This is a genomic window from Moorena sp. SIO4A5, assembly GCF_010672005.1.
Taxonomy (GTDB): Bacteria; Cyanobacteriota; Cyanobacteriia; order Cyanobacteriales; family Coleofasciculaceae; genus Moorena.
In genome coordinates this window covers 1-25,203 of record NZ_JAAHHZ010000066.1, presented here as the reverse complement: position 1 = coordinate 25,203, position 25,203 = coordinate 1, and the positions used below count along the sequence as shown (strand labels likewise).

Genomic DNA, 25,203 nt, shown 5'->3' with positions numbered 1-25,203 from the left:
TGCTGTACTGGTAGATCCTGCTGCTCCCATCTGGTCTGAGCCAGATTGAGGGGAAGCTGGAAGAGCTGGTTCTGTTGGCAGAACGGCTGCCATGCCTTGCTCAAACAGACGCTGTAATTCGGCTGAGTCGGGTAGGAACTCGCTGAGGCTGAGATCCCCCATCCCTGTCATGCCATTGCCACTGCTTGGAGATTGACTGGGTACTTGACGCCCTTGCCGATTGGCTTCGGTAGCAGCAGTGCTGGGTGCAGTTGTGCTTTTGGTTGCTGCCTCACTGGTTTGAGTCGGAGACAAGTTGGGGGTTTGTGCTGAGGAGATCTCAGGCATTAAGGCAGAGCCAGAGGTATCCCCCTGAGGCACTGGCGTTAATGGGGCAGATGTGGGTGTTTTTCCCTGCAGATCAGGAGATTGCTGACTAGTTCCAGCCATCTGGTCTGGGGTTGACCCGCTGGACAGCTGCTGTTGAGCTTCAGCTCCCAATAGGTCTAGGCTCTCCAGACCAGACATAAGTGGTTGAGCCTCAGAGATGATTGGGTCTATTATTTGGCCTAGACCCTGTAGGCTGGACAGCTGCTGTTGGGCATCACAGAGCAATTGCTCTGAACTTTGCCCACTATTGGTCTGCTGGGGTTGAGTCTCTTGTTGCTTGGGACTCTGGCTGCTGGATTGAGCTTGAGCAGCCGCCACAGGTTGACTTGAACCCTGTCCAGTCAGCATTTGTGGTATCATGCCAGCTATTGCCTCTGGTGAGGTTAGCGGTTCGGGTAGCTGGGCAAAGAGCTGATTCAATATCTGATCTAACATTTGGGGATCGGATAGATCCCCTCCGAAAGAGCTTTCAAGGGGTTGACTGTTCTGAGGCGATGGGGAAAGATTTAAACCTTGTTGTTCAGTCATAATTATGGTAGGTCGTAATATCTACGTTCTCCAGAACGCCTAGGGCGTCGGGCACAAGGCAGGCTACGGAAAAATAGGTGGTAATCAGGTAAGTGGCAATCGCCTGGTCATTGATCCCCATTAAACGCACGGACACACCTGGCACTTGTTCTCCAGACACGCCAGTTTTGTGTAGACCCACCACCCCTTGGGCGGCTTCGCCAACTCGCATCAGCAGAATATTGGTTTTGCCCTCGTTTACCTTCAACTTATTACTGGGAACTACCGGAACCCCTCGCCAGGTGATATAGGGAGAACCAAATAGTTGAACGGTTGCAGGGGGAACACCCCGAAGCGTACATTCTCGGCCAAACGCAGCGATCGCTTGGGGGTGGGCTAAGAAAAATGCTGGCTGTTTCCAGACCTTTGTCAATAGTTCATCAAAGTCATCCGGTGTGGGTGGCCCAGTACGAGTGGAGATGCGCATAGATGGATCTGCGGCATGGACTAAGCCATAGGCTTTGTCGGGATCACCATCACCATCATGGTTAATAATGTCGTTTTCCTTACGTTCCATCAATCCTTCAACGGTGATGCGCAACTGCTCTCGCACCTGATCCGTGGCATTGCTGTAGAGATCACCGACTCGGGTATGAACCTTCAAGATTGTCTGGACAATACTCAGGGGATACTCCCGAGGTTCATCATCGTAGTCAACAAAGGTTTGGGTGACGCTGGGTTCGCCTTCGTGACCACTTAATATTTCAATGTTCTTTTCCCCATCATCGTTCGTGGGCATCTCTTCTGTAACTCTGATATCTCGGCGGTTCACCCGGTAAGTACCACCTGAAACCTCAACCCAAGGTAGAAGCTTGAGGAGTAAACGTGGGGTCTTCCCCCGCATTTGGGGCGCTGTTTTAGTCGTCGTCGCTAAATTACGCGCTGTTTGAGTACTTAAGCTTTGTTGCGGTTGGTCTGGTGTATAAACCATCTTTTAAATCCAAGCAGTACATTAATTTAATTCACCAGCATTAATATACTATATGCTGACGCGGATAGCAATTTAGAGTAAACAAATCTTGTCTCTTGTTAGGTAATCGGTAATATTTTTTAATTAACCATGGCTTATTGTGCTTGTTGACAATGGATTTTACAAATTCTATAGTGTTTATTGAATTACCAAAACACTATAGAATCAAATATTGCACAACTACAAAAAACTTAATAACGGCAGTGATAACAATCAATTTCAGTACTTAAATAGTCAAATATTATCACTTTTACCTGTTCGCCGTTCCCTGTTCCCTAGTTTGACAGGTAAAATTTTAACTTGGTGCAGTATCTAAGTATACTCAGCTCTTGTACCTGATCAGACAAAAATAAAAACCTAGCTCATTTAACCAATGCATAAGTATATCTAACCAGGGCTATTTCATTGTAGAAAATGCGCTCTTTGTTTATCTAGTCCAAACTGGCACCATCTTTGTGCCTAAGCTATATTTGAAAAGTAATCAGAATGAAAGATATTTAGAGCAAAGTTACGAGCAACGACAAAGATTTAAGGTAACTGATGCATCCAAATACGTGAAGCATTTCACCAACAAGCAGCATTTTCGACCTTGCTTGTCAGTCAATATAATATAAGGCATCTTGCTGGTTTTGTGTCAAAGACTTTGTGCAAAAATCCCACACTCACACTTGGCGGTAGGCCATGGGTGGTCGATCACGCTTGCAGATTTGGGGCTTTTTTTCCTGGAAGCTAAAAGCTGATCAGGTCATCGAGAATCCTAAGTAAGTTGATTTGACTATAACCAATCAGCCCTCTTAGGGAGTGAGCAAAGTGCGATGTTGAGTTTGCGATCGCATCAGGGTTTGTATACAGTTCTAAAAAGTGTCACATAGTCTAGCAATATCTCAAACTATTTGGTATACTTAAGGGAGGTTAGTGAACAGCACAAGAAAATGTCGCAGAGTCTACCAAAAACTCTTATTATTTGTTAAACTTAAGTTAGGGTAACACCGACAGGGATTATTATGTAACTTAAATTAAAGCCGAAAACCAAGGGTTTAATAGTTGCGCTCTCTATCCCGGTGTTATAACTTTTTTGACATTTTTATGGCGCTCGCGGGATATTCCGTCAGAGAAGCGCGGAGATACCCCCTGGATGTGAAAGCATCTTGCATTGGCGGATCAAAGTCTATCTTGGTAGACTTTGGTAGCTAAAAAGTATCGGAAACGATCACAAACCCATAAGTCACATACTCCTACACTGAACTCAAAGAGTCAGTTTAGGCTTCTTGCCAACTACACCCAGCGGTATCGACTTTCGCCGACGCTGCGCGAACGGATACCTAGGCTTGCTTGATTAACGACACGGTCAGAAGTTACCGCTAGAATAGGGCAGCCTTTATGGTTAGTCGGTTATGCGTAAAGGGTTAAAACTTTGAGGCGCGCTTTCCATGATTAAGGCTGCCCTATTCTAAGGTTTCCTCTCCGGGATGCCCCTACGCATGAAGTTACCGTAAGGATAGTGGAGCCTTAATCATAAAGTTGTAACCCTTTTCTGCATAGCCTGCTGACCATAAAGGATCCACTATCCTAAGGTTTCGTCTCTGAGCCGGAACAATACAAAAATTCGATTTTTTCGCGCTGTAAATAGCTGACTTGCCCAGCATTTAAGGCCGTAGGCCACGCTACGTGAACGGCTTTGTTTATCAGTAGATATATTATAGCAATTCCATACATACTCTGTGCAAAATTCATCCCACACCTAATGCGCAGCATAGGTGTGGGATGAATTTTGCCGGACAGCTAATCAATAAGCATCCTGTAATTCGTAGAAGTCCGGTGATATATAATCCTTCCGCAAAGGCCAACCCACCCAATCTTCTGGCATCAAAATCCGCTTCAGGTTAGGGTGCCCTTCAAAAACTATACCGAACATATCGTAGGTTTCCCGCTCCTGCCAATCAGCAGCTTTCCATATCCAGTAAACCGAGGGAAGCTTAGGATTATCTCGCGGTAGGAATACTTTTACACGCACTTCCTCAGGCTGATCAGTATTATCACTCACTTTAATTAAGTGGTAAAAGCTTACCAAGTCTGCCCCAGGACCAAAATCATAGCCTCCTTGACATTGGAGGTAGTTAAACCCATAGGCATACAGAGCAGTAGCAATGGGAAGCAAGACATCTGGTTCAACTTTGAGTACCTCAACGCCTAGGTGATCCAACTCCATGAACTCATGCTCAAAACCGTTTTCCTTGAGCCATCCCGAGACTTTTCCCGCTTCAACTATCTCAGAGGATTGTGTGGTTTGCTCTACTGGTTTTGACTCTTCAGCCACGCTCTACCTCCTGCTTTTGATAGGATTTGAGTGCTGGTGGTACTGCCATTCCCATCCCCTCGGTCAACTCTTTGGGGGGAGTATAGCGCTCCTCCGATTGCAGGTACTTACCGGTCAAAATCTCTGGTACCACTTTCATGTTGTGAGTGGTGCTGTAGTAACGGTGGGTTTGCTTGAGCTGACCACGCTCCTGAATCGACTCGTTAGCCACCTTTTTGCGAAGCTTGACAATAGCATCCATGATTGCTTCTGGACGAGGGGGACACCCAGGTATATAGACATCCACTGGAATCAATTTATCCACACCACGCACTGCTGTTGGAGAATCAACGCTAAACATGCCGCCAGTGATAGTACAAGCTCCCATGGCAATCACGTACTTCGGCTCTGGCATCTGCTCATAAAGACGAACCAGTGCTGGTCCCATTTTCATGGTTATGGTACCCGCTGTGATAATTAAATCCGCTTGTCTGGGGCTAGAACGAGGAACCAAACCAAAACGGTCAAAGTCAAACCGCGACCCAATCATTGCCGCAAATTCAATGAAGCAACAAGCGGTACCATACAACATCGGCCAGAGGCTGGAAAGCCGCGCCCAGTTGTAAAGGTCGTCTACTGTAGTTAAGATTACATTTTCCGATAAGTCTTGAGTGACTTGGGTTCGCTCAATCGGGTTAAGAATTTTGTTTGTTTGCTGCTGTTCTATAGCAGCACTATCCTTTGTAAGATTAGATTTCATGACCATTCCAAGGCTCCTTTGCGCCAAGCGTAAACCAGAGCAACCACAAGAATTGCAATAAAAATTAGGGCTTCCACAAATGCCAGTAATCCCAGGCGATTGAAGGCGACAGCCCAGGGATAGAGGAATACAGTTTCAACATCGAAAATCACGAACACCAGGGCGAACATATAGTAACGAATGTTGAACTGAATCCAAGCACCCCCCACTGGTTCCATACCAGATTCATAGGTGGTGCGCCGCTCTGGCTCCCGATGGCTAGGTCGCAAAAGCTTGGAAGCCGACAGGGCTAGTAGGGGAACTAAGCTGCAAGCTAGTATGAAGCCTAAGAGATACTCGTAACCGCTAAGAACAAACACAATTGGTCAGTGCCAGGTAAAAACTGGCGTTAGTACTTCTTTACAAACTTTATTATAGGTGGTCTGCCCTTTTGAACGGTCCTCAGGGGTCAGTGGTTGGTTCTCAAAAGCCAATGACTACCATAGACTTCAAGGTTGCTCGTAGTTGATTGTACTCCCTCTCCCTAGAAGACCCTACTCTTTCAAGGGTTCATCAAAAATCGGGTCAGGCATCTCGGAGAAACTCCTGAGCTTAAATCGAAAGTTAAGAAAATCTGACACTTAGTGTGTGATAATATTTTTTAACATAGTTATTAAGATTTGCTGCTTAAGCTTACAGAGGAATGACTGAACGAGCCCCAGAGCAAACCCTAGCTGAACAGGCACCCAGCAGCTATGAATGCCGTGCTTGTGGCTATGTTTACGATCCGACTAAGGGAGATAGTAATCGCAATGTTCCAGGAGGGACATTATATAAGGATTTGCCAGATGATTGGCGCTGTCCAGTGTGCGGCGCTCCGAAAATTCAGTTTATTAATATTGGTGCTGTTAATGCTCCGTCTGGATTTCAGGAGAATCTTACCTATGGCTTCGGTGTTAACCGCATGACACCAGCACAAAAAAACCTTTTAATTTTTGCCGCTTTAGGATTAGGCTTTTTGTTTTTTCTGAGCCTTTACGGTTTGAACTGAAATCAGGGCAGTTGGCTTGTATGCGTGAACGTGAGCAACTGCTGGCATCACCAAAGCTTAGATCTAGAAGCCATCGCCCTTGGTGGGGTCTGAAAACCTACGGAGAACGCTGCCATACTCAAGAAGTTCTGGAAATAATGAGATATTTGATGAAAACGCTGAAACAAATTTTAATATTACTGGCGGTGGCATTAATTTGTGTCAGCTGCAAATTTCCTTCATCCATAAGCTATAATCCTTGGGCGGTTATTTCCTTACCTACAGAAGCGACCATGCAAGACCTTGGCTTTACCGGGGATCTTAGTCATGGATGGATTGTGGGTAGCTATGCCACAATTTTTGAGACTAAGGATGGGGGTAATACATGGCAACAGAAAGGCTTGGATCTCGGAGATGAAAATTATCGCTTCTCCTCTGTAAGCTTTGCTGGTGATGAGGGGTGGATTGTTGGTCAACCCTCGATCATGCTTCATACTAATGATGGGGGGGGATCTTGGTCTCGCATTCTCTTAAGTGAAAAGTTACCAGGTTCACCCAACAGAATCCTGGCTCTCGGACCCAACTCAGCAGAGATGACCACTGATGTTGGCGCAATTTATCAGACTAAGGATGCTGGTAAAACCTGGAAGGCTCAGGTAGCACAAGCGGTAGGAGTCACCCGTAATATTTCCCGCTCTGAAGATGGTAGTTACGTTGCTGTGTCTGCTAGAGGAAACTTTTACTCCACTTGGGATCCAGGTCAGAGTGCTTGGTTACAGCATAATCGTTACAGTTCCAAGCGTCTCCAGAATATGGGGTTTACCCCCGATGGTCGTCTGTGGATTTTGGCCCGGGGTGGTCAGGTACAATTTAGCACTGCCGAAAACCTAGAAGAGTGGGAAGAACCAATTTATCCAGATTTTTCCAACAGCTTGGGATTACTTGACTTAGCCTATCGCACACCCAATGAAATTTGGGTAGCAGGTGGCAGTGGTAATTTGCTTTGTAGCTTTGATGGTGGAAAAACCTGGCAAAAAGACCGGGATCTTAGGGATGTTCCCTCGAATTTTTACAAAATAGTCTTTGTAACACCAGAACAGGGGTTTGTCATTGGTCAGAAAGGGATTTTACTCAAGTATGAGCTGCCTAGCCAGGAAGCTTAGGGCTTGGAAATCCCTATGATCGATGCCAGTCAGTTTCGTTTTATCTTTCAACATCGAAGATGTAGAAAAAAACGGCACTTAGAACTATTATAGTTATGGAATTTTAAACGGTTGTTGGTAGGAGGAATCTACGATGGCAGGTACAACTGGAGAACGTCCGTTTGGTGACATTATTACCAGCGTTCGTTACTGGGTCATTCACAGTGTTACTATCCCAGCCCTATTTATCGCTGGTTGGCTTTTTGTGAGCACTGGTCTGGCTTACGATGCGTTTGGCACACCCCGTCCTAATGAATACTTTACTCAAGAGCGGATGGAACTACCAATCGTTTCCGACCGCGACAATGCTAAACAGCAAGTTGAAGAATTTGCTCCATAAGGTTTTTTAGATAAAGGCAGACAATCATGACTAGCAGTAATCCCAATCAACCAGTTTCGTATCCGATTTTCACGGTTAGATGGTTAGCGGTTCATACCCTAGCCGTTCCTTCAGTCTTTTTCTTAGGCGCGATCGCAGCCATGCAATTTATTCAACGATAGGAGAAGCAATTATGGAGCGGAATTCCAATCCCAATAGACAGCCGGTTGAACTCAATCGGACGTCTCTTTACTTAGGTCTATTACTGATTTTTGTGCTTGGTATTCTGTTTTCCAGTTATTTCTTTAATTAACTGATTTAACAGATTCGCCTAAATCCCCATCTTGGAGACGGCTCGGATGTAAACTGGAAAAGACTCTTAGTTAATTCCCTGGTAATTTCCGGTTAATCGCTAATTTCCTAGCTAAGATGCACCGCGATAGACATTTTTCCTAAGTTGTTTAGGTTATGGCACCTACGAATGAACGCTATTTCGTAGCCCTGTCACTAGTAGTTAAGTTAAGGGAAAAGTGCTGCTAGCTCAACAAGCCTTTACAATATTGCCGTTCGCGGAAGCAGGAAGAAGTCCGGCAAAGATTACTCCTGATAGGAGTTGCGCAAAATCTAAGCCACGAGGGAGGCTTTTCAACGAAATTACTAGTTATTAAGCCTTCTATCGTTAACTACATGTAAGAAAAAAAACTTGATTTAAAATTGGAGGTATAAGCTGTGTCTGGAGGGGGAAGAATTCCTTTATGGATAGTTGCCACTATCGCTGGTACTGGTGTCCTCGTAGTGGTTGGTCTTTTCTTCTATGGTGCCTATGTGGGAGTTGGTTCTTCCATGTAAGGTTGACCGATTTCTCTGATTAACACCCCGGCGAGGTTCCCTCGCCAAGGTAACGCGCACCAAAAGAAAGGCGCGAAATTAAACATGAAGTAAATCCACAGGTGCCCTTGACCCATTAAGAATTTAATTCTTAATGGGTCAAGGGCACCTAAGGATAATCGCTAGTTTAACTTGTAGCTGGCGGTATTTTTTTTGGTGATTAGCTTTTAAGACAGCCTGCCGGATATAGGAGTTTGTTGACAGGCTTCAAGCCAATTTAAAACAGGTGAAATTTTTATCGAATGTTTATCAGCTGATCCGGCAACATCAGTAATAATAAAGCCCCAACTTCCAATAAACAAAGAAGACCCACTATCCCAGCTAACGGTTTTCCTCCCAAACCCGTTATCCAAATTGGTCCAATGCCTGTGTAAGCAATTAACTCAGCTGAGTCCAAACAAGTTAAACCCCAAATCCAACCAGCATGTAGTCCCCATGCTAAACCCAGACTGCCTCCATCCACCCAACGGGCTAGGACTAATACCATTCCCATTAGCCATAATCCTGGTAACTGAGGGATAGTATCTTTTTGTTCCCAAACTAGGTGTAACAGGGCAAAAATCCCACTAGAGATGGCTGCTCCTACCCAGATAGAATAATCCTGCTGTAGTTGATTCACTAAGAAGCCACGAAAGACTAACTCTTCTGTAAGCCCAATCCACAGCCCTAATAACATCACTGGCAGTAATATCGGTCCCAAACGCTGCCAATTTTCAGAATTCCACCTCACCCAGCCTAGTAATAATTGCCCAGTAAATACTATGATTAAGCTGAGAATACCTACTCCTAGTCCCAATCCTAGAGAGCCTAAAACGCTTAATTTCCACTCCAATCCGTAATCGGAGAAAGGCACCCCCTCTAGTTGAGAAGCTCCCCATAAAATTAGGGGAGCAATCAGGTAAAGTGCTGCGAGTAGTGGTAACTTTTGGTCTGGTGCTAAAGGCTTATTTGGACGCCACTTTAAAACCATAGCTATAGGGAGAGCTAGGGGCAGCCACAAAACTGCCCAAGCTAGGAAAAAAGTGCCTACCTTGAAAAGAGTAGTTGACGTCATTAATGACACAAACGACCCATTAGTTGCCTGATCAAGAATAGCCATTGGCGAGATTGGCAAATTACTATCAAATGACTATAAGGTCTAAACTAAACTACCATAAGCGGCTGCCGTTTTCCTATGCCTTGCTTCCCTAACCACAGAGCACATCGGGCTGGTTAATAATAGCCTGCTTTATCAACTCCTCAGGTAGTAGAAAGAAGATTTTTGTTTCTACTGTCTTATTATGGGGCATCCTCACCGTAGGCATATGCTTGATTCTTGGTCATCAGCTTTTCAGCAGATCAACCAGTCCACTTGCTTAAAAAATGACATTTTCCAAGTAGAGGTTGGTCTGTCCTTTTTCGCCCAGCGTGCGCTTAGCGGAAGCTTTTTCAGGTTCTTTCCCTGGAGTTTCCTTGTACCTTATGGTACCGATACAATTATTTTGACACTCCCCGCTCGCCCAGAGACGGGGATTCTTGGCTCAACGATTCCCCTTGCCATGACAGGTTTTCACCAAGCACAGATAAGGCCAAATCTCCCCGGAGACGAAACCTTAGAGAGGGTCGCCTTTATAGTCAGCAGGCTATGCAGATGCATGGTTAAATCTTTTTTAATAAGGTGACCCTCTCTTACGGTAACTTCAAACCCAGCGTTTGGATCATTGATCCAGGTTCCGGTGTGCCGGAAACGAAACCTTAGTAGAGTGGAGCCTTAGTTAATAAGTTTTGACCCTTTTTATCATAGCCAGTCCCCTGTAAAGGCGACCCTCTACTTACGGTAACTTCAAACCCCACCGTACCTTGTTTAGAATGGGAGACAATCAACTTTAATACAATATCTACCTTACTTGTTTCATAGACTCCCAGATCGTTAGACGAAACCGAGGTGCACGTATCATTCTTTTAACAGGTTTTTACGTTGTCTATTTATATTAAGGCAAGTTGGTTGTCTGACTTCCTATTATATAGGACAGCGCTAGTTTAGGGATTACCGACAACAGAAGAAAAAAATATCCATTGACGCATAAATTCGTCAAGCAAGGTTATATCCCCCGGATAAATCACGGGGGCTTTACCCATAACGTCGGTAACAGATTCTTACAAGCTCACGTGCCCAAAAAATCTTCAAGGCTCGCCCCACACGGTCGTTTTTCATCCCCGCTCGCTTAGAGACGGGGGTTTCAAACTCGCAGGATTTTCTGTAAGAAGGATTACTTCTTTACGGTGCGACCCCGCGCTTTTAAAAAGCGCTAGGGAACACGCACTAAGAGGTGGCTTTCTTTGGTTTGTGAGTAGATACCTCTTCAGATTCAGGCTCTTCATCCACCTGCTTAAGATGGATATGCTTGTAGCCCAGTTTAATTTCAAACTCATCACCAGGCTCTAATCCCATGGCATGAGTGTAGGTTGAACCAATAACAATTTGACCATTTTTATGGACACTCACACGATAAGTCGGTTCACGCCCCCGACCATCTTTTGTGCCTTCTGGATCCAGGGGAACACCCTTGGCTCCTAAAACCGCATCATAAAAATCTGTTAAATTGACGCGGGTCTGGTCTGTTTTAGTTATAGTGTAATAGCCGCAACGCTTGGCTGTCTCTCGGCGAGGCAAGTGTGATAGCTCTTTTACTTTTTGAAGTAATGCTTTACCAGTTAGGGGAGTACTTGAAATCTCTGGCATAATCTCACGAGATATCCTTTAAACTTCAGAGTGGTCAAGATCATTAATGGCCAAACTTTGGCTCTATTAAAAATATATCGTTAAATCTATCTCAGTTGACAAGATATTTTGGATCATTTGTTTAAATCTTTACGTATTTCAATAATAACAGATCAGACAATCTCTGCCTAAGCCTTTAGGGGCAGTAAGATGATAACTATGAAAATAATCCAGGAAACATACCAATAGGATTGCACTCTTACACCAGAAGTCAACTAGCGAGGGGTATTGCTTCCCTAGGGACTACTCAAACAAGTATGGCCTAATTATCAAGAGTAACTACTTACCTCAACAGTAGTCCTGTTGCTCATATCATCCCTTAACCTTACCGATTATCCTTGTATATGTTGGAATACTCAACAGCTTAGTTTTATGCAAGTTGATTTTAAAATCATTCGACAGACTCAAAACACTGCGCCACTACTCCAGACTTATAGGCTGGATGTCCAGAAAGGAAACACGATTCTGGAATGCTTGAATCGTATTAAGTGGGAACTTGATGGTACTTTAGCTTTTCGCAAAAATTGTCGCAACACGATTTGTGGTAGCTGTGGCATACGAATCAATGGTCGCTCGGCTTTGGCCTGTAAGGAAAATGTGGGCAATGAATTGGGCAAGCAAAAGCTGCCAGATGACTCTAAAATCCCGGAGATTACTATAGCACCTCTGGGTAATATGCCAATAATCAAGGATTTAGTCGTTGAGATGAGCAGCTTCTGGGATAACTTAGAAGCTGTTGATCCCTACGTCAGCACTGCTGCTAGGAAGATTCCCGAACGGGAATTTTTACAGAGTCCTGAAGAGCGATCGCATTTGGCTCAGGCAGGTAATTGTATCATGTGTGGTGCCTGTTATTCTGAGTGTAATGCCAAAGAAGTTAATCGAGATTTTGTCGGTCCTCATGCCTTGGCTAAAGCACAGCGTCTGGTGGTAGATTCCCGTGATAATACCACGGAAAATCGTTTGGAGAAATATAACGAAGGAACAAAAGGAGTCTGGGGTTGTACCCGCTGTATGATGTGTAATGCGGTTTGCCCGATGGGTGTGGCTCCTATGGATCAAATCGGTAAGATTAAACAGGATATTCTTGAAGGCATTGAGACCTATGATAGTCGTCCAATCCGCCACCGCAAAGTCCTAATTGATTTAGTCAAAGAGGGAGGCTGGATTGATGAGCGTAAGTTTGGCTTGCAGGTGGTTGGTAACTCATTTCGAGATATCCAAGGTTTGGCGAGCCTAGGACCACTGGGATTACGAATGCTAGTTAGAGGTAAGTTTCCCTTGAGCTTTTCTCCATCAGCAGGCACATCACAAGTGCGATCGCTAATTGAATCGGTAAAAAATTTGGAGTCTGAAGGATCTGATCAGTCATGAGTTCTGAAACACCCAATTCTAGTGAATCGTCTCAGGAGTCTTTTAACCAACCTGAACCAGCTTTTGGTTGGACTCCCTATGCTGAGCAAATCAATGGCAGGTTTGCCATGGTTGCCTTAGTTTGTATCGTGTTACTGGAGTTGCTCACTGGTCAAGGTTTGTTGACTTGGCTGGGTCTACTCTAAGGAATTTCCAACTACTATATAATGATCCCGAGCTTGAGATTTATTTGCTCTTACAATCAGGATTGTTGACGGTTGACGGTTGAACGCGCACGTGTGGCCGAAAGGCCAAGGTTGACGGTTTACTACCTCTGTTGGGATTTCCTCCTTGCCCTGACCAGCCAATTGTTGCGGCTACACAAATGTAGAGACCTAGCATGCTAGGTCTCTACAAAACTCTGGGCAATGAAAAGCTAATTAAACTGGAGTATTGCACCCGGATTGGCTATTAGTTGTGTTAATTAGATAGATTTTGGACCGCTGCTATACGAAAGTAGGCATTCTACAGAAAAGTCTACAGATTCAAGCTGTCTTACCATTGGGGAAAGAGCTATGGGGCTTTGGATTTGCTATCTGGCCATGACTTCCTGCTCGGGGAAGGTCTTGCTGAGCCATAACTTCGCTGATGTATATTTCCTGCTGAGGCAGTGGGATCACAATCCCCTCTTCTTCAAATCTTTCTTTTATAATTCGGCTGATGTCACAATAGGCTGTCCAGTAATCCTCTTTCTTAGTATAGGCCATAAACCAAATATTAACAGCATATTCAGCCAATTCCCCAGTGTCAATCCAAGGTGCAGGGTCTTCTAATACTAAAGGATGAGAGTTGGCAATATCCTTAAGAACTTGGATCGCTTGAGTAATACTATTGCTATAGCTGATCCTTACCGTGAGGAACATAGCGCGGACGGGGCTACTGGTTTCATTCTCAATAACGTTACCCCAGATTGAGTTGTTTGGCACGATAATGATTTTATTTTCATAAGTCTTGATGGTGGTGCAAACTAAGTTGACATCCTTAACCGTACCTTTTACCCCAGCTACTTCAATCATATCGCCCACGTCAAAAGGTTTATAGAGCAAGATCATTAACCCATTGGCAAAGTTACCGAGGGTATTTTGGAACGCAAATGCTACCACAAAACCAGCAGCTCCAATCATGGCCATCAGTGGACCAATACTGACCTCTAGGGCAGTGATCCCTAAAAGAAGACCCACCAAAAATAATCCTTGGCGGGTTATCCTAACCACGAACTGACGCAGCATAGCTGACATATTCGGGAACATCCACAAAGATTTCTCGAGCACTGTCCCTAAAATCAGGGAGAGGATGCTAAAGCCAGCGACAATTCCTAAAAATTTGCCAATGTTATTCGCCCAGCGCAGACCTCCTTCTTTAGACTGGAGCCAGCCGACGATGGTAATCCAGGTTCCTTCAGTGTCAGTGACGTCTACCTTAATCCCACTGATGGCATCGATGTATTTGTCGTACAACTCAACATCACCGCCTTTAGTTTCCAGCTCTTCCAGTACCACCTCAAAGCGATCGCTTAAAGCAGTGCGTTGCTCCCGCAGTGTGGTCATGTTGACCAGCACTTGCTTTTTAACTTCGGTCTTCGCCTCGACCGCTTCTTCTAGGTCTTGCTTGGCTTGGTCAATTCCCTGTCCAGTCTTTTTCTGCTCTTGTTCATCAGTAACGATTTTGTTGCTAATTGTTCCAATCTTATCTTGAACCTTAGCAACTTCTTCGTTTGAGGTTTTGGCTTTATCTTTCTCCGTTTCAGTACCTTCAACTGCTTTATCAATCGCCCCTTGCAAGGTTTTATCTTGCTTGGTCTTTTCCTCTTCTTTGACTGCTTCTTCTACTGACTCCTGAGCTTTTTCGAGAGCTTCCTGTGCATCTTCAGCAGCTTTTAAAGCTTTAATACGATCCTTAGCCGATCCCTTAGTCTCTATTTTTTCCTTAGTATCTGTCGCTTCCTCAAGAGCATCTTTGGCATCTTCTAGGGCATCAACAGCTTCTTTAGTTTGTTGAAGCTCTCGATTTTTGCGCTTTACAGCAATTTCCGCATCGCTAAGTTCTTTAACTTTAGTTTTAAGCAAGAACATCCACGCCTCAGCTTCACCATCCAGCTCATCCTTAGTCAAAGGCTTGAGCATTAGCTCTAGCTCCTCAATCGGAATAGTTGGATCGTCAGTGGTAACGGCTTTCTCTAAGACTGGATTAGTGGTCTGTTTAGCTTGAGCAGGTAACCACCATGCCCCAATAATTAAGAGACTGCCAAATAAAATGCTAATTTTCTTTTGTCGGTAACGAATCATTGGTTTTTCGTGTTAATAAGACGTTAATGAAGATGTAACCTGTATAGTTTGCTTGACTGCTGAGTGTTAACCAATGAAGATGTAACCTGTATAATTTGCTTCACTGTTGAGTCTTAACCGTTGACTGTCAACAGTTGCTCCCCCCATTACCCCCGAAGATCGGCAGAGCTGTTTCATTTTCGATTTAGACTGAGGGGGGCAGAGCAGTAGAGCAGCGGAGCCTAATTTTCGGCAAATATTCGGATTTTGACAGAATTTATCCCTTTATAATTCTCTCTATCTAACTAAGAAATGAAGATCCCGGGGGCAGTCAATAGTTAACGTTTAACAGTCAACACTCAACAGTCAACAAGGTATAGATAGCCTTTTATTGGTTCAAATCGAGCCATGTCCTTATTGTTGCCCAATATTTTTCATCAATAAACATCTTGAACAAAAATTTTGCAAAATCTTTGCTGAATACCGACTCCGCTTTGATCATATCTTTATTTCCCTGGCTGATAATTAATTTTTCATGGCTGCCATCATCCATAGCTTAGTTATCGGTAATGGTAGATTTACCAGCCGTATTTGGTATAATCTGCTTCTGTAAAACTCGGTAAAACCCTTTATTTTTACTGGGCTGTATTCTTAACAATTCGTTGAATGCTCCTAGAGAAACAGAATACTATCAAATCCGGTTGAATAACTTACTTCCTGGTGAGTATAGCAGGGGGAGCAGGAATCCTCATAAGGGTAGGTTTTTAACTTTGACCTCAGGTGTGGGGTGAGGTGTGGGGTGAGGTGTCGGGTGTGGGGTGAGGTGTCGGGTGTGGGGTTTGTCGTTAAAAATCATCATTGTCTTGATGCAATAGCGAGTAGGGAAAACCACGGCAATAGCGAGTGGGGGAAACCCCCGTGAGGCCACTGCATCGCTTCTTCGTTGTTTTCCTTTTCCTCTGATGAGGTTAAGTCCCATGTTTTACCCAAATGTAAAAAACCTACCCCTGTGAGGAGCAGGAATCCCCCCTAACCCCCCTTAGTAAGGCAGGGCTGTTTCATTGTCGATGTCAAAATTTTTTCTGAGGTTTTGAAACCGCCTTGGAGTAACGGAATCACCCTTTTTTTGTCTGATTAAGTATTTTAACCTGAAAAAAGTCGTTAAATTCTCTAAGCGCAAAAAGCTTGGGCAACGGAATAAAAAACCGAATGATATCACCAAAACAAAAAGCGCTCGCCGAGAGTGTAAAATAAAAGCTAACGCTATTTAATCAAAAAAAGTTTATCTATGAATAGCCTAATTCAAGCCCTCAAAAAAGTATTTGAAGTTACCGTATAACAGGGTCGCCTTATCACAAATAATCAACCCTTTTATGCGTAACCTATCACCCATGCGACCCTTTTCAAGGTTTCGTATCCGAAGGACTTTCGTCAACTCCAAGGACAACGGCATCCTTGATCAAGGGTTTTATTAATTATCATTATCGAACTTATCCAAGGATATACTAGGTATATATCTTTAGAAAATTTAGATAAATTTCATCAAGATTTGTTAGAGGTTATCTGAGAAGTCTCATTTGCTACATCCAAGCCCCCTAAATCCCCCAATTTTGGGGGACTTTTAGAAGCCAATTGACTCTTGTTCCCCCCAAACTTGGGGGGCTAGGGGGGCAAAATTCAGTATCAAAAAACTTTTCAGATATCCTCTTATTTAATAACTTAAATATTTTTTCGGATATAGTTACTTATTACTAAACCATTCGACCAGTGATGCTAGGAGTAAATTTATCAAATTTGTGAAAAATTTTTCATCAGTGGGCAAGTCAGTTTGCTTTTTATAAATCCTTAAGATATTGGATAGCTACTGATGGGAATATTATAAATATTAAGGTTAACTTATGTCACAATAATTCAATTAATTTTTTTTATTGTGGTAATCTTTTATTGATTTAGTCAGGAGTTAGGGTTAGTTTTAAATTTAACTCGTTTCTCTTGGTGCGCGTTCACGCTTAGCTTTGAAAAAGCGCGGGGTCGCACCGCTTGAGAATAATAAAAGTTCATAAATTCACCAAGTTCAAGAAGCTATCAGAACTTGCCCCCTTCAGAATCAAGTATTTACTCTGGATGCTATCCACTGCCAAAAACAAACCACCTTTGATATTATAAACTCCAATAATTATTATCTTATTGCCGTTAAAAAGAATCAAAAAAAACTCTATTATTATCTAGAATATGTGAGTAATCATCAAACCCCAATTACAGTTAATCGAACGATTGACAAGAGTCATGGCAGACAAATTGAGCGCATTACTTCAGGTGCGACCGGTCGCACCTGTTGAATATATTTGGTTAAAAACTAAAAATTTATTAATAAAATTTTGGGATAAATTACGGTAATTTGCGTTAGTTAAGTGGTTATTTACTTTTTTTATTCAAAGAGAAGTTTTTGATTTTAATAAACTTCATAAGTATGGTTTTTTGAAAAAAAAATAATAGGAAATAAACGATTAATTAAGCCAAGTGGATTTTTACGAATCATTTAGTACTGCTATAATTGGATACATTACTTGATTTTATTTATGGGGGGGTGACATCCACGCTAAAATCCTTACTGGGTAATAATTTCAGCCCATCAGTTATAAAAAGATAGATGCTGTTTTGGGCTGACATTGGATGTAGTTATAAGGGTTTGAGCTTCCAGAAAATGAAAGGAGGGTCAATTGGCTGTATCAAGCCATAGCTCATTGGCATCAAAGCCTTATATAGTAATGTTTTTAGGGCTCATGTTACCCCCTCATATTTTATTTAAGGTTTTATCTATAAGTTTAGCATACTAGATACTGAAGAACCCCCAATCCTTATTATTTCGTTTAAAGTGAACGCATTTGTGAATCATTGCAAACATCTCAAAGCTAGTGATGGACTTGCTTCGCAATTCCTGGAGATGTCTATTTTCCAAAAACAAACTTCAACCTAACTAAGCCATGTTCGACGATCTGCTCTCAGCCTTAAAAAGGCTAGATAAATTACTAGAGCAAGCAGTAATAACAGCACAAGCTGTCTACGGTTCAGAAGCAGCTACTGACCCTTATCGAGGTCTTCGTATTAATCGCGATCAGGTCAAGCAACTCCTAGATCGTGAACCAGGGATACCTTTGTTTGCAGTAGATGCAGAAAAAACTGAGTCCGCTCAGACTAACAATACACCATTAAACTGGCTGAAACAGACTTTCGGTTTGTCTGAATTTGATTTAGACGTGATGTTGATTGCCCTGGCTCCAGAAATTGATTTAGGTTACGAGCGTCTATATGCCTATCTCCAGGATGATGTCACTCGCAGGCGACCTAGTATTGATTTAGCCTTAAATTTACTATGTCCCTCTGCTGAAGCCAAACTGTTGCAACGAGTTCATTTTGCTCCTGACGCACCCTTAATCAAACATGGCTTACTTCACTTAATTCCTGACCCTCATCAGGTTAAACCACCAATATTATCCTATTATCTCAAGCTAGACGAGCAGGTTATCCATTCTCTGTTAAAACAAAAGCGTCTTGAACCGCGTTTAGAATCTTGGTGTCAATTGATAGATAGTCCTGCGGTTGAGGACAAGTTACCGATTAGGGATGACATTAAACACATACTTCCTAAGCTAGTCAAACACGCTCAAAATACCAGCCAGTCTCTACATCTGTACTTCTCTGGTTTGTCTTCTACTGAAAAACGCCGTGGAGCGATCGCCCTTGCCGCTCAACTCAACAAGCAGTTATTGATTGCGGATTTAGCTCAATCTTTAGCAATTAAGGAAGAGTTTGACCAACTGCTAAAACTGTTGTTCCGTGAAGCCTGTTTTCACAATGCTATCCTCTATCTAGAAAGTCTGGAAAGTTTAGATGCACTACAGACCAAAGAGCAGCATCTGTTATATAAAAGCTTACTTGACAGACTAACTGAGGAAAAAAGTGTGGTGATCTTATCTGGAACACAGTCGTTGGTGCCAAAGTTTACCAATCTCCAGGGTATGATTACTGTACCTTTTGCTACACCGGATTTTTATCAACGGCGCGTTTACTGGCAAGCTAGTTTAGAAACTAAAGAAATTGTACTTAGCGATCGCGACTTGGATACCCTCGCCAATCGTTTTACCTTGAGTTCAGCCCAAATAGCAGGAGCAGTAACAACTGCTTGTAATCAGGCTTTGTGGCGTGCTGCTGCCGAATTTGAAGAATTGCCATTAAACAGTACAATTAAGCCAACCCTAAATGACTTATTAGCAGCGGCTCGTGACCAATCTGGTAGCAATTTAACTGAATTAGCTCGCAAACTTAACCCTAAGTATAGTTGGCAAGACATTATCTTACCCCCCGATCAACTCGCTCAGCTCAAAGAAATTTGTAATCAAGCCAAGTATCGTCATATTGTCTATGAGAAATGGGGCTTTCACCGCAAGCTATCCATTGGTAAAGGATTAAATGTACTATTTTCAGGTCCACCAGGCACAGGTAAGACCATGGCGGCGGAAGTGATTGCTAATGAACTACAGCTTGAGCTATACAAAATTGATTTATCCCAAGTTGTCAGTAAGTACATTGGCGAGACTGAGAAAAATCTGAACCGCATTTTTATGGCTGCGGAAACAGCTAACGCTATCCTTCTGTTTGACGAGGCAGATGCTCTGTTTGGCAAACGCTCTGAAGTTCGAGATGCTCATGACCGCTACGCCAATATTGAAGTTGGGTATCTGTTGCAGAAGATGGAGGAATATGAGGGGATATCAATTTTGACAACAAATCTGCGCCAAAACTTAGACGAGGCATTTGTGCGTAGGTTAGCCTTTACAGTACACTTTCCCTCACCGGATGAAGCTAGTCGTCGGCGCATTTGGGAGGGGATTTGGACTGAGGAAATCCCCTTGTCAGCAGATGTAGATTTTGAGTTTTTGGCACGGCAGTTCAAATTGAGTGGAGGGAATATCAAGAATATTGCCCTAGCAGCAGCTTTTCTAGCAGCTGAGGCAGGTAGTGCAGTGATGATGGAACATCTGTTACAGGGCACTCGCCGGGAGTATCAGAAGATGGGTAAGGTCTGGAGTGATGGAATGCGATCGCATACATAATCCGCCCACGGTCAGTAGTTAGCCAGTTTTACACTAACGACGTACCTAGTGCTATTGTAAGCATTCAGCCGTTGGCCTTTGGCCAAGGCTGAGAGCTGAATCCTTACGTGCTATTTACCTGATTAAGCCACAAGTATAATACTGTAATCCTTGGGCGATCGCGAACATATTATTGATCAAGTTATTTCTTTTTATTCCTGTTATCTTATTTCTAGAATTATTTTAGTGAATTCGTATAAGGTGCTATGGATGACTTAGGGAGAAGAAAGTACACAGGTGACGGTAAGTGTCGCTACAAACCGCTTCCTGGTGCATGGCAAGAGCCAGAACCTTACATTGCTTCTAAGGCTTTGGCAGATGCAGTTAATACTGCTCTCTACCTGCGTCGTCCTTTATTATTAGAAGGTGACCCAGGCTGCGGGAAAACGCGATTAGCTTATGCGGTTGCCTATGAACTGGGTTATCCCCTCTACAGCTGCTACATCCGCTCTACCAGTCGAGCCCAGGATTTACTTTATGATTATGATGCCATAGGTCGGTTGTATGACATTCAGGAACGTCAAACTGCAGGTAATCCCAGGCAACCTTTGTACCGCAGAAATTATGTTAACTTAGGAGAATTGGGCGAGGCAATTCAGCAATCACAAAATGACATTCCTTCCGTGGTTCTAATTGATGAAATTGATAAAGCGGATCGGGATTTACCTAATGACTTGCTCTTAGAATTGGAGCGATTGCAATTCCAAATTAAAGAAGTACTAAACGTTCGTTTTGATGCTTTAAAAGGTAAAACCAAAGAAGAACGAATATATTTTTTACCGTTAATTATTATCACCAGTAATAGGCAAAAAGAATTGCCAAAACCCTTCCTACGTCGTTGCTTATTTTACTACCTTAAATTTCCAGAAAATGCTACCCTAAAACAGATTATCCAGAGTCATTTTAAAACTGAGATTACACGCCTATCCGAAGCAGCTATCCAAAAATTTGGGGAACTGCGGGAATTGAGAAATTGGCAAAAAATACCAGGTACCAGTGAATTTTTGGATTGGTTGAGAATGTTGGAACGAGATCAACAAGAGACCTCTCCAAAAAACAAATTTATGGTAAAATAAGATAAAATTTACCACTTTTATCAACCTCAAAAACCATGAGCTATACTTGGGATTACATCCAGAAAAATCCTAAACAAACAAAAAGATTGGTAGGAATAAATTATGAGCAACTATCTCAACTGATAGAACAAGCCAAGTTATTACATCGTCAACATCAAGAAAAAATTGAAAATCAAAAAGTCCGGCTAATAAAGCCTGGGGGAGGTGCTGGACAAAAATTATCAATTGAAGACCAAATAGTCTTGACATTAATTTACTTACGACATCACATAAACTTTCAACTTCTCGGACTACACTTCCAGGTGAGTGAATCTAAAGCAAACTCTACTTTTAACTACTGGCAATCTCTTTTCAGGGAAGCTCTACCAGCTTCTTTGTTAGAACAAGTAAAAAAGTGCCAAGAATCCGAGGATATAATTCGAGAAGCCTTAACTGAGTATGAGTTAATAGTAGATAGCGCAGAACAAGTCAGAGAAAGACCTTCAGACTATGATCAACAAAAATCCTTCTATTCTGGCAAGAAGAAAAACCATACATTTAAAAATCAATTTATTGTGTTGCCAAAAGGGGAAGATATTGTAGATGTAGTGGTCGGTAAACCAGGCCCCAAAAGTGACATAAATATTTGTCGGGAAAGTTTAAAAAAATTTGATGATAAGCAAAGACTGAGTGGTGACAAAGCTTATCTAGGAGAAGAACAAATAAGAACTCCCCATAAAAAACCAAGAAATGGTGAGTTAACCTCACACCAAAAGAAATATAACAAGCTATTATCTTCAAACAGAATATTTGTAGAACATGTGATTAGGTTGGTAAAAATTTTTAAAATAGCGGGAGAAAGGTTTCGCCTAAATTATAATAAATATTCTGGGGTAATTTTGACAATATGTGGTTTGGTAAGATTGAGAACAGGATCCTTAGTATTACAAGTAACAAAAGCGTCTGAAAGTGCTGAAACAATTGAGGTTGTTTATGCTCATAGTTTTGGTGATAAATTAACATCAATAGCTGGTTAAGCCTATTATAGCGTTAATTCAACGTAAAATTGAATTGGTCAATTTGAGCGCTGAAAAGCAGTGCCTGAGATACTTTCAAGTTTTTGGAGAGGTCTAAGGGAATCAAAGTACTGCTGAAGCATTAGCCGATACTCCGACCGCAAATCTGCCTCATCTAGAAACTCTAGTTAAAACTCAACAGGATCACGATGCCCTGAGCAAGACCAGGATACCAGATTAGTCACTGAGAGTATGATTGAGACTATGGGATTGGCCTTGGCCTTGGCCAAAAGGCCACGCTACGGGAATGGTCACGCTACGGGAATGGTCACGCTGCGCGAACGCGCCCGAAAATGAGCAATGACTACCTAAATTCAATTCCCAGACTGACGCCCTAATTCATACACACCACAGCTCATGCAAGCAATAATCCCAATACTGATTGCCCAACTGTGTCCCAGGCTAATTTCGACGGCGTAGTTACAAACTGCACCAATGACTAAAAAAGGCACAATACTGACAACTGACGCATAGAAAGCGTTTTGAGATTCTCTGACCTTGCTGGTTCGTTCAAATTCCTCAGCCGACATGTAAAATAATCCCTCAGCAAAGTTAAACCAGCGGTTCAATTGCTCCATAATCCATTGCCTCAAGGACGAGAGGCTTAAATATAGCGCTAGAGACCACAAAGATGCTCCTGCGATCGCGGTAGTATCCACCTCAAATCGGAAGGGTAAAAATTCAGTCAGCATCAGTTCACGCATAGGGTAGGCTGGGGCAAGGTGAAGTACCCCAGCCTGCTTCGCTGAGGCTGGGGCTTCCAATCTCAACTCAAATCAGGGACGGTCTTATTCGTCAATAGGGTTTCCCGCTTCATCCGCCGACGCCTCAACCAGAGGCGCTTTCCAATGGCCGGGGAACCCGGCCATTGGAAAGCGCGCCTGCTGATGAAAGGTCTTACTCAGCGTCCACAGGCAGACATCCGCCTTCCGCAGACGTATAGTTCTTTTCGACAGACTCACCTTGGAATTACGACTCTATGGTCAACCAGCTGGGGCTTGTCTCTTCCCTGAGCTCTGCTAGTACTTTTACACCTTTAAGGTAGCCTTTTAGTCAGTCAGGCGGGTCATCGACCAATTATATTCTAACACGATTCGCAACAAGTCCTCGTCTGGCTATCCATCCCAGAGATGAAACCTGATTGTTAGGGTCGCCTTTAGGGTTAGTCGATTATGCGTAAAAGAGGTGCCCCAGACGCGCGCCAAGGGTGTAGTGGAGCCTTTATAGGTGATTGGCTATGAGGATGCATGGTTAAAACTATTGTATTAAGGCTCCACTACACTTACGGTAACTTCAAGACCCGTGGCGAATTTAATTCGCCTACGGAAAGCGCACCTTTGGTTAAAACTTTGCCGATTTTGGCGACCCTATCCTTACGGTAACTTCAACACCTTTAAAGAAGGTGGGGAATTCCGCGAGTTTTGTTAATCACTAAGTTAACCAAGATTTAACTGCTTTATTTAACTTGATCGCTTTAGTGTTAACCGTTAATAGTTAACACTAAAGCGATCAAGTTAAACAGTTTACATTTAACCGTCAACCCTTAATAAAAAATTCAATCCTTAAATTGTGCAAGTTAAATTTGTATTAGCTTATTCAGGTATCTTAACAAAACTCAAGATTTTGATAAATATCCCAAAAACCCCAAACACCCTGCTGCTCGCAGGTGATCTGGAGGGATATAAATGGAAAGACCCCTAACTAGCTAAAGCCAGACTAGAACTAATGCGCAGTGGTTATTTATCAAGGCTTCTAATTTTCGCTGGACTGAGTTTAACGAGTTTAATCGGTTTAAGTACCCATTCGAGTTTCCCCAGCCAGCGAGTAACTGCATCAGAACCTCCCTCAACCTTGGTAGCCGGAGTAAGAAGTTTTGCCAAAGGGGGTTCCTTTCCCGTAGAAAACTTCCGGGGCTACACCTCTGGCTTCGGTTACCGACCCTCTCCTAGAGGTTCTGGATGGGAATTCCACCGAGGTTTAGACATAGCTGCCCCTGAAGGAAGCTATATCCGTAACTGGTGGAGTGGTAAAGTAATTAAAATTTCTGATGGTACTGCTTGCGGCACCTCAATAACTATTCAATCGGGCAAGTGGCAGCACATCTACTGTCACATGAAAGGATACGCAGTTAAAAATGGAGGTACTCGCTATTTAATTGACAACTCCGGTGGCATTCAGATCAAGGAAGGCCAACTGTTGCCTTCTGGAGCCAGAATCGGTCGAGTAGGGATGACTGGTCGTACCACCGGTCCTCATCTGCACTGGGGATTGAAGTATGGCAAGCAATACGTTGACCCAGCCCAGGTGCTGCGGGCAATGTATAAAACACGAGCTTGATTGGGACAAATGTTAATGGTTAATGGCCATTAACCATTAACATATTTCAAACATGCATGCCTTTGATCTTTTTAGTGCAAACTACGAAACTACCAATTGTTCCTTGTGCATCTGGGTGTGTTCTTCTATAATTCTGCGTAACTGGTCTCCTTCGATAGTTTCTTGATCTATCAACAGGTCTACTAATCGGTCAATTATTACCCGATTTTCCCGGATTAATTGACGAGCATGGCCATGGCAATGCTGCACAATTGTGCGAACCTGGGCATCAATGTGGGCAGCAATTTTCTCTGAGTACTCAGCCCTATTAATCACATTACCCCCTAGAAAGACTTCTCCCCCTGGGTCTTCTAAGGACAGAGGACCCAAATCACTCATTCCAAAGCGGGTTACCATCTGCCGTGCTCGTGAGGTAACTTGTCGCAAGTCCCCAACAGCACCAGTCGTAACTTCAGCCTCACCAAAAATTTCTTCTTCTGCCGCTCTACCCCCTAAAGTAGCAGTGATTTGGGCTTTGAGTTGAGCCCGAGTAATCAAACCTTGTTCTTCATCAGGAATAAACCAGGTCAAACCACGGGCTTGCCCTCGGGGAATTAGGGTTACTTTCTGTACCGGGTCGTGATCCGGTAGGAGGGTAGAAATTACAGCATGTCCTACTTCATGGTAGGCAATTAATCGCTTATTCTTGCTGTCCACTAGAGGAGTGCCTTCCATCCCAGCCACCACCCGGTCAATAGCATCATTGATCTCGAGCATAGTGATAG

The 25,203-nt window shown here is 43.2% G+C and carries 23 protein-coding genes and 1 pseudogene; 13 read left to right on the top strand and 11 right to left on the bottom strand.

Features of this window, described 5'->3' with window-relative positions:
* Nucleotides 1–889: 889 nt before the first annotated feature.
* Nucleotides 890–1,867, bottom strand: coding sequence for a family 2A encapsulin nanocompartment shell protein (locus F6K57_RS20350; protein ID WP_293026123.1), 978 nt, complete (start codon nt 1,865–1,867; stop codon nt 890–892).
* A gap of 416 nt (nt 1,868–2,283) precedes the next feature.
* Between F6K57_RS20350 and F6K57_RS42090 the strand changes: the two genes are divergently transcribed.
* The gene (locus F6K57_RS42090) at nt 2,284–2,520 is read left to right on the top strand and encodes a M protein trans-acting positive regulator PRD domain-containing protein (RefSeq protein ID WP_364303623.1); all 237 of its coding nucleotides are present in this window, start codon (nt 2,284–2,286) and stop codon (nt 2,518–2,520) included.
* Nucleotides 2,521–3,692: 1,172 nt separating this feature from the next.
* Here the strand turns inward: F6K57_RS42090 and F6K57_RS20345 are convergent.
* The 3 genes from F6K57_RS20345 to ndhC are packed head-to-tail and all read right to left on the bottom strand — an operon-like array spanning nt 3,693 to nt 5,321.
* Nucleotides 3,693–4,223 carry an NAD(P)H-quinone oxidoreductase subunit J gene (locus F6K57_RS20345; RefSeq protein ID WP_070391732.1) on the bottom strand — a complete coding sequence of 177 codons (531 nt, stop codon included), beginning with the start codon at nt 4,221–4,223 and terminating at the stop codon, nt 3,693–3,695.
* Entirely contained in the window at nt 4,216–4,962 is a 747-nt protein-coding gene (gene ndhK / locus F6K57_RS20340; RefSeq protein ID WP_293070274.1) for a photosynthetic/respiratory NAD(P)H-quinone oxidoreductase subunit K, read from the bottom strand. The genes F6K57_RS20345 and ndhK overlap by 8 nt, the downstream gene beginning before the upstream one ends.
* Nucleotides 4,959–5,321: a photosynthetic/respiratory NAD(P)H-quinone oxidoreductase subunit C gene (ndhC, locus tag F6K57_RS20335; protein WP_070391734.1), complete on the bottom strand. Its 363-nt coding sequence runs from the start codon at nt 5,319–5,321 to the stop codon at nt 4,959–4,961. Before ndhC ends, ndhK begins: the two co-directional genes overlap by 4 nt.
* Before the next feature lie 323 nt (nt 5,322–5,644).
* Between ndhC and F6K57_RS20330 the strand changes: the two genes are divergently transcribed.
* The 6 genes from F6K57_RS20330 to F6K57_RS20305 all read left to right on the top strand — a co-directional run bounded on the left by F6K57_RS20330 (nt 5,645) and on the right by F6K57_RS20305 (nt 8,341).
* Entirely contained in the window at nt 5,645–5,992 is a 348-nt protein-coding gene (locus F6K57_RS20330) for a rubredoxin (protein WP_293070272.1), read from the top strand.
* A gap of 137 nt (nt 5,993–6,129) precedes the next feature.
* Nucleotides 6,130–7,134: a photosynthesis system II assembly factor Ycf48 gene (locus tag F6K57_RS20325; protein WP_293070283.1), complete on the top strand. Its 1,005-nt coding sequence runs from the start codon at nt 6,130–6,132 to the stop codon at nt 7,132–7,134.
* 133 nt (nt 7,135–7,267) lie between these two features.
* A complete protein-coding gene (gene psbE, locus F6K57_RS20320) occupies nt 7,268–7,513 on the top strand; it encodes a cytochrome b559 subunit alpha (protein WP_075897538.1) in 246 nt (81 codons plus the stop codon).
* Nucleotides 7,514–7,539: 26 nt separating this feature from the next.
* Nucleotides 7,540–7,674 carry a cytochrome b559 subunit beta gene (psbF, locus tag F6K57_RS20315; protein WP_075897540.1) on the top strand — a complete coding sequence of 45 codons (135 nt, stop codon included), beginning with the start codon at nt 7,540–7,542 and terminating at the stop codon, nt 7,672–7,674.
* A gap of 11 nt (nt 7,675–7,685) precedes the next feature.
* Nucleotides 7,686–7,805: a photosystem II reaction center protein L gene (locus F6K57_RS20310; RefSeq protein WP_071986819.1), complete on the top strand. Its 120-nt coding sequence runs from the start codon at nt 7,686–7,688 to the stop codon at nt 7,803–7,805.
* A gap of 416 nt (nt 7,806–8,221) precedes the next feature.
* Nucleotides 8,222–8,341: a photosystem II reaction center protein J gene (locus F6K57_RS20305; protein ID WP_071986820.1), complete on the top strand. Its 120-nt coding sequence runs from the start codon at nt 8,222–8,224 to the stop codon at nt 8,339–8,341.
* A gap of 274 nt (nt 8,342–8,615) precedes the next feature.
* Here F6K57_RS20305 and F6K57_RS20300 read toward each other — a convergent pair whose 3' ends face one another.
* On the bottom strand, nt 8,616–9,479 hold the full coding sequence (locus tag F6K57_RS20300) for a type II CAAX endopeptidase family protein (RefSeq protein ID WP_293070269.1): 864 nt from the start codon (nt 9,477–9,479) through the stop codon (nt 8,616–8,618).
* 1,203 nt (nt 9,480–10,682) lie between these two features.
* Nucleotides 10,683–11,102 carry an AbrB family transcriptional regulator gene (locus F6K57_RS20295; RefSeq protein WP_293026137.1) on the bottom strand — a complete coding sequence of 140 codons (420 nt, stop codon included), beginning with the start codon at nt 11,100–11,102 and terminating at the stop codon, nt 10,683–10,685.
* Between the two features lie 411 nt (nt 11,103–11,513).
* Here F6K57_RS20295 and F6K57_RS20290 point away from each other — a divergent pair, with 411 nt between their 5' ends.
* Complete coding sequence (locus tag F6K57_RS20290) at nt 11,514–12,515, top strand: succinate dehydrogenase/fumarate reductase iron-sulfur subunit (RefSeq protein WP_293070267.1); 1,002 nt, start codon at nt 11,514–11,516, stop codon at nt 12,513–12,515.
* A complete protein-coding gene (locus F6K57_RS20285; protein ID WP_071103444.1) occupies nt 12,512–12,700 on the top strand; it encodes a chlorophyll a/b-binding protein in 189 nt (62 codons plus the stop codon). The genes F6K57_RS20290 and F6K57_RS20285 overlap by 4 nt, the downstream gene beginning before the upstream one ends.
* Before the next feature lie 339 nt (nt 12,701–13,039).
* Here the strand turns inward: F6K57_RS20285 and F6K57_RS20280 are convergent, their stop codons facing one another.
* From F6K57_RS20280 to F6K57_RS20270, 3 genes are all read right to left on the bottom strand, one after another.
* On the bottom strand, nt 13,040–14,839 hold the full coding sequence (locus tag F6K57_RS20280) for a mechanosensitive ion channel domain-containing protein (protein WP_293026143.1): 1,800 nt from the start codon (nt 14,837–14,839) through the stop codon (nt 13,040–13,042).
* 367 nt (nt 14,840–15,206) lie between these two features.
* Nucleotides 15,207–15,371 carry a hypothetical protein gene (locus F6K57_RS20275; protein ID WP_293026145.1) on the bottom strand — a complete coding sequence of 55 codons (165 nt, stop codon included), beginning with the start codon at nt 15,369–15,371 and terminating at the stop codon, nt 15,207–15,209.
* A 195-nt stretch (nt 15,372–15,566) separates the two neighbouring features.
* Complete coding sequence (locus F6K57_RS20270; protein WP_293026147.1) at nt 15,567–15,797, bottom strand: hypothetical protein; 231 nt, start codon at nt 15,795–15,797, stop codon at nt 15,567–15,569.
* Between the two features lie 2,005 nt (nt 15,798–17,802).
* On the opposite strand from F6K57_RS20270, the gene F6K57_RS20265 reads away from it, so the two are divergent.
* From F6K57_RS20265 to F6K57_RS20255, 3 genes are all read left to right on the top strand, one after another.
* Nucleotides 17,803–19,932 (top strand): ATP-binding protein, encoded by a 2,130-nt coding sequence (locus F6K57_RS20265; RefSeq protein ID WP_293070264.1) that lies wholly within the window; start codon nt 17,803–17,805, stop codon nt 19,930–19,932.
* Between the two features lie 245 nt (nt 19,933–20,177).
* On the top strand, nt 20,178–21,047 hold the full coding sequence (locus F6K57_RS20260) for a MoxR family ATPase (RefSeq protein WP_293070262.1): 870 nt from the start codon (nt 20,178–20,180) through the stop codon (nt 21,045–21,047).
* Between the two features lie 35 nt (nt 21,048–21,082).
* Nucleotides 21,083–22,063 carry a transposase family protein gene (locus tag F6K57_RS20255; protein ID WP_293070260.1) on the top strand — a complete coding sequence of 327 codons (981 nt, stop codon included), beginning with the start codon at nt 21,083–21,085 and terminating at the stop codon, nt 22,061–22,063.
* A 353-nt stretch (nt 22,064–22,416) separates the two neighbouring features.
* On the opposite strand, the gene F6K57_RS20250 is transcribed toward F6K57_RS20255, so the two are convergent.
* Nucleotides 22,417–22,794: a hypothetical protein gene (locus F6K57_RS20250; RefSeq protein ID WP_293028594.1), complete on the bottom strand. Its 378-nt coding sequence runs from the start codon at nt 22,792–22,794 to the stop codon at nt 22,417–22,419.
* 1,033 nt (nt 22,795–23,827) lie between these two features.
* On the opposite strand from F6K57_RS20250, the gene F6K57_RS20245 reads away from it, so the two are divergent.
* Nucleotides 23,828–24,439 carry a M23 family metallopeptidase gene (locus F6K57_RS20245; RefSeq protein ID WP_293038267.1) on the top strand — a complete coding sequence of 204 codons (612 nt, stop codon included), beginning with the start codon at nt 23,828–23,830 and terminating at the stop codon, nt 24,437–24,439.
* A gap of 81 nt (nt 24,440–24,520) precedes the next feature.
* On the opposite strand, the pseudogene F6K57_RS20240 reads toward F6K57_RS20245, so the two are convergent.
* A pseudogene (locus tag F6K57_RS20240) lies at nt 24,521–25,203 on the bottom strand (cell division protein FtsH); the annotation flags it as partial.

What these genes read in the sequence shown, in the direction of transcription:
- F6K57_RS20330 (WP_293070272.1), top strand. Translation starts at nt 5,645, where the DNA reads ATGACTGAACGAGCCCCAGAGCAAACCCTAGCTGAACAGGCACCCAGC.
- psbF (WP_075897540.1), top strand. Translation starts at nt 7,540, where the DNA reads ATGACTAGCAGTAATCCCAATCAACCAGTTTCGTATCCGATTTTCACG.
- F6K57_RS20290 (WP_293070267.1), top strand. Translation starts at nt 11,514, where the DNA reads ATGCAAGTTGATTTTAAAATCATTCGACAGACTCAAAACACTGCGCCA.
- psbE (WP_075897538.1), top strand. Translation starts at nt 7,268, where the DNA reads ATGGCAGGTACAACTGGAGAACGTCCGTTTGGTGACATTATTACCAGC.
- F6K57_RS20245 (WP_293038267.1), top strand. Translation starts at nt 23,828, where the DNA reads ATGCGCAGTGGTTATTTATCAAGGCTTCTAATTTTCGCTGGACTGAGT.
- F6K57_RS20295 (WP_293026137.1), bottom strand. Translation starts at nt 11,102, where the DNA reads ATGCCAGAGATTTCAAGTACTCCCCTAACTGGTAAAGCATTACTTCAA.
- F6K57_RS20250 (WP_293028594.1), bottom strand. Translation starts at nt 22,794, where the DNA reads ATGCTGACTGAATTTTTACCCTTCCGATTTGAGGTGGATACTACCGCG.
- F6K57_RS20275 (WP_293026145.1), bottom strand. Translation starts at nt 15,371, where the DNA reads ATGGATGATGGCAGCCATGAAAAATTAATTATCAGCCAGGGAAATAAA.
- F6K57_RS20310 (WP_071986819.1), top strand. Translation starts at nt 7,686, where the DNA reads ATGGAGCGGAATTCCAATCCCAATAGACAGCCGGTTGAACTCAATCGG.
- F6K57_RS20285 (WP_071103444.1), top strand. Translation starts at nt 12,512, where the DNA reads ATGAGTTCTGAAACACCCAATTCTAGTGAATCGTCTCAGGAGTCTTTT.
- F6K57_RS20325 (WP_293070283.1), top strand. Translation starts at nt 6,130, where the DNA reads ATGAGATATTTGATGAAAACGCTGAAACAAATTTTAATATTACTGGCG.
- ndhK (WP_293070274.1), bottom strand. Translation starts at nt 4,962, where the DNA reads ATGAAATCTAATCTTACAAAGGATAGTGCTGCTATAGAACAGCAGCAA.
- F6K57_RS20350 (WP_293026123.1), bottom strand. Translation starts at nt 1,867, where the DNA reads ATGGTTTATACACCAGACCAACCGCAACAAAGCTTAAGTACTCAAACA.
- F6K57_RS20260 (WP_293070262.1), top strand. Translation starts at nt 20,178, where the DNA reads ATGGATGACTTAGGGAGAAGAAAGTACACAGGTGACGGTAAGTGTCGC.
- F6K57_RS20255 (WP_293070260.1), top strand. Translation starts at nt 21,083, where the DNA reads ATGAGCTATACTTGGGATTACATCCAGAAAAATCCTAAACAAACAAAA.
- F6K57_RS20280 (WP_293026143.1), bottom strand. Translation starts at nt 14,839, where the DNA reads ATGATTCGTTACCGACAAAAGAAAATTAGCATTTTATTTGGCAGTCTC.
- F6K57_RS20265 (WP_293070264.1), top strand. Translation starts at nt 17,803, where the DNA reads ATGTTCGACGATCTGCTCTCAGCCTTAAAAAGGCTAGATAAATTACTA.
- F6K57_RS20270 (WP_293026147.1), bottom strand. Translation starts at nt 15,797, where the DNA reads ATGGGACTTAACCTCATCAGAGGAAAAGGAAAACAACGAAGAAGCGAT.
- F6K57_RS20300 (WP_293070269.1), bottom strand. Translation starts at nt 9,479, where the DNA reads ATGGCTATTCTTGATCAGGCAACTAATGGGTCGTTTGTGTCATTAATG.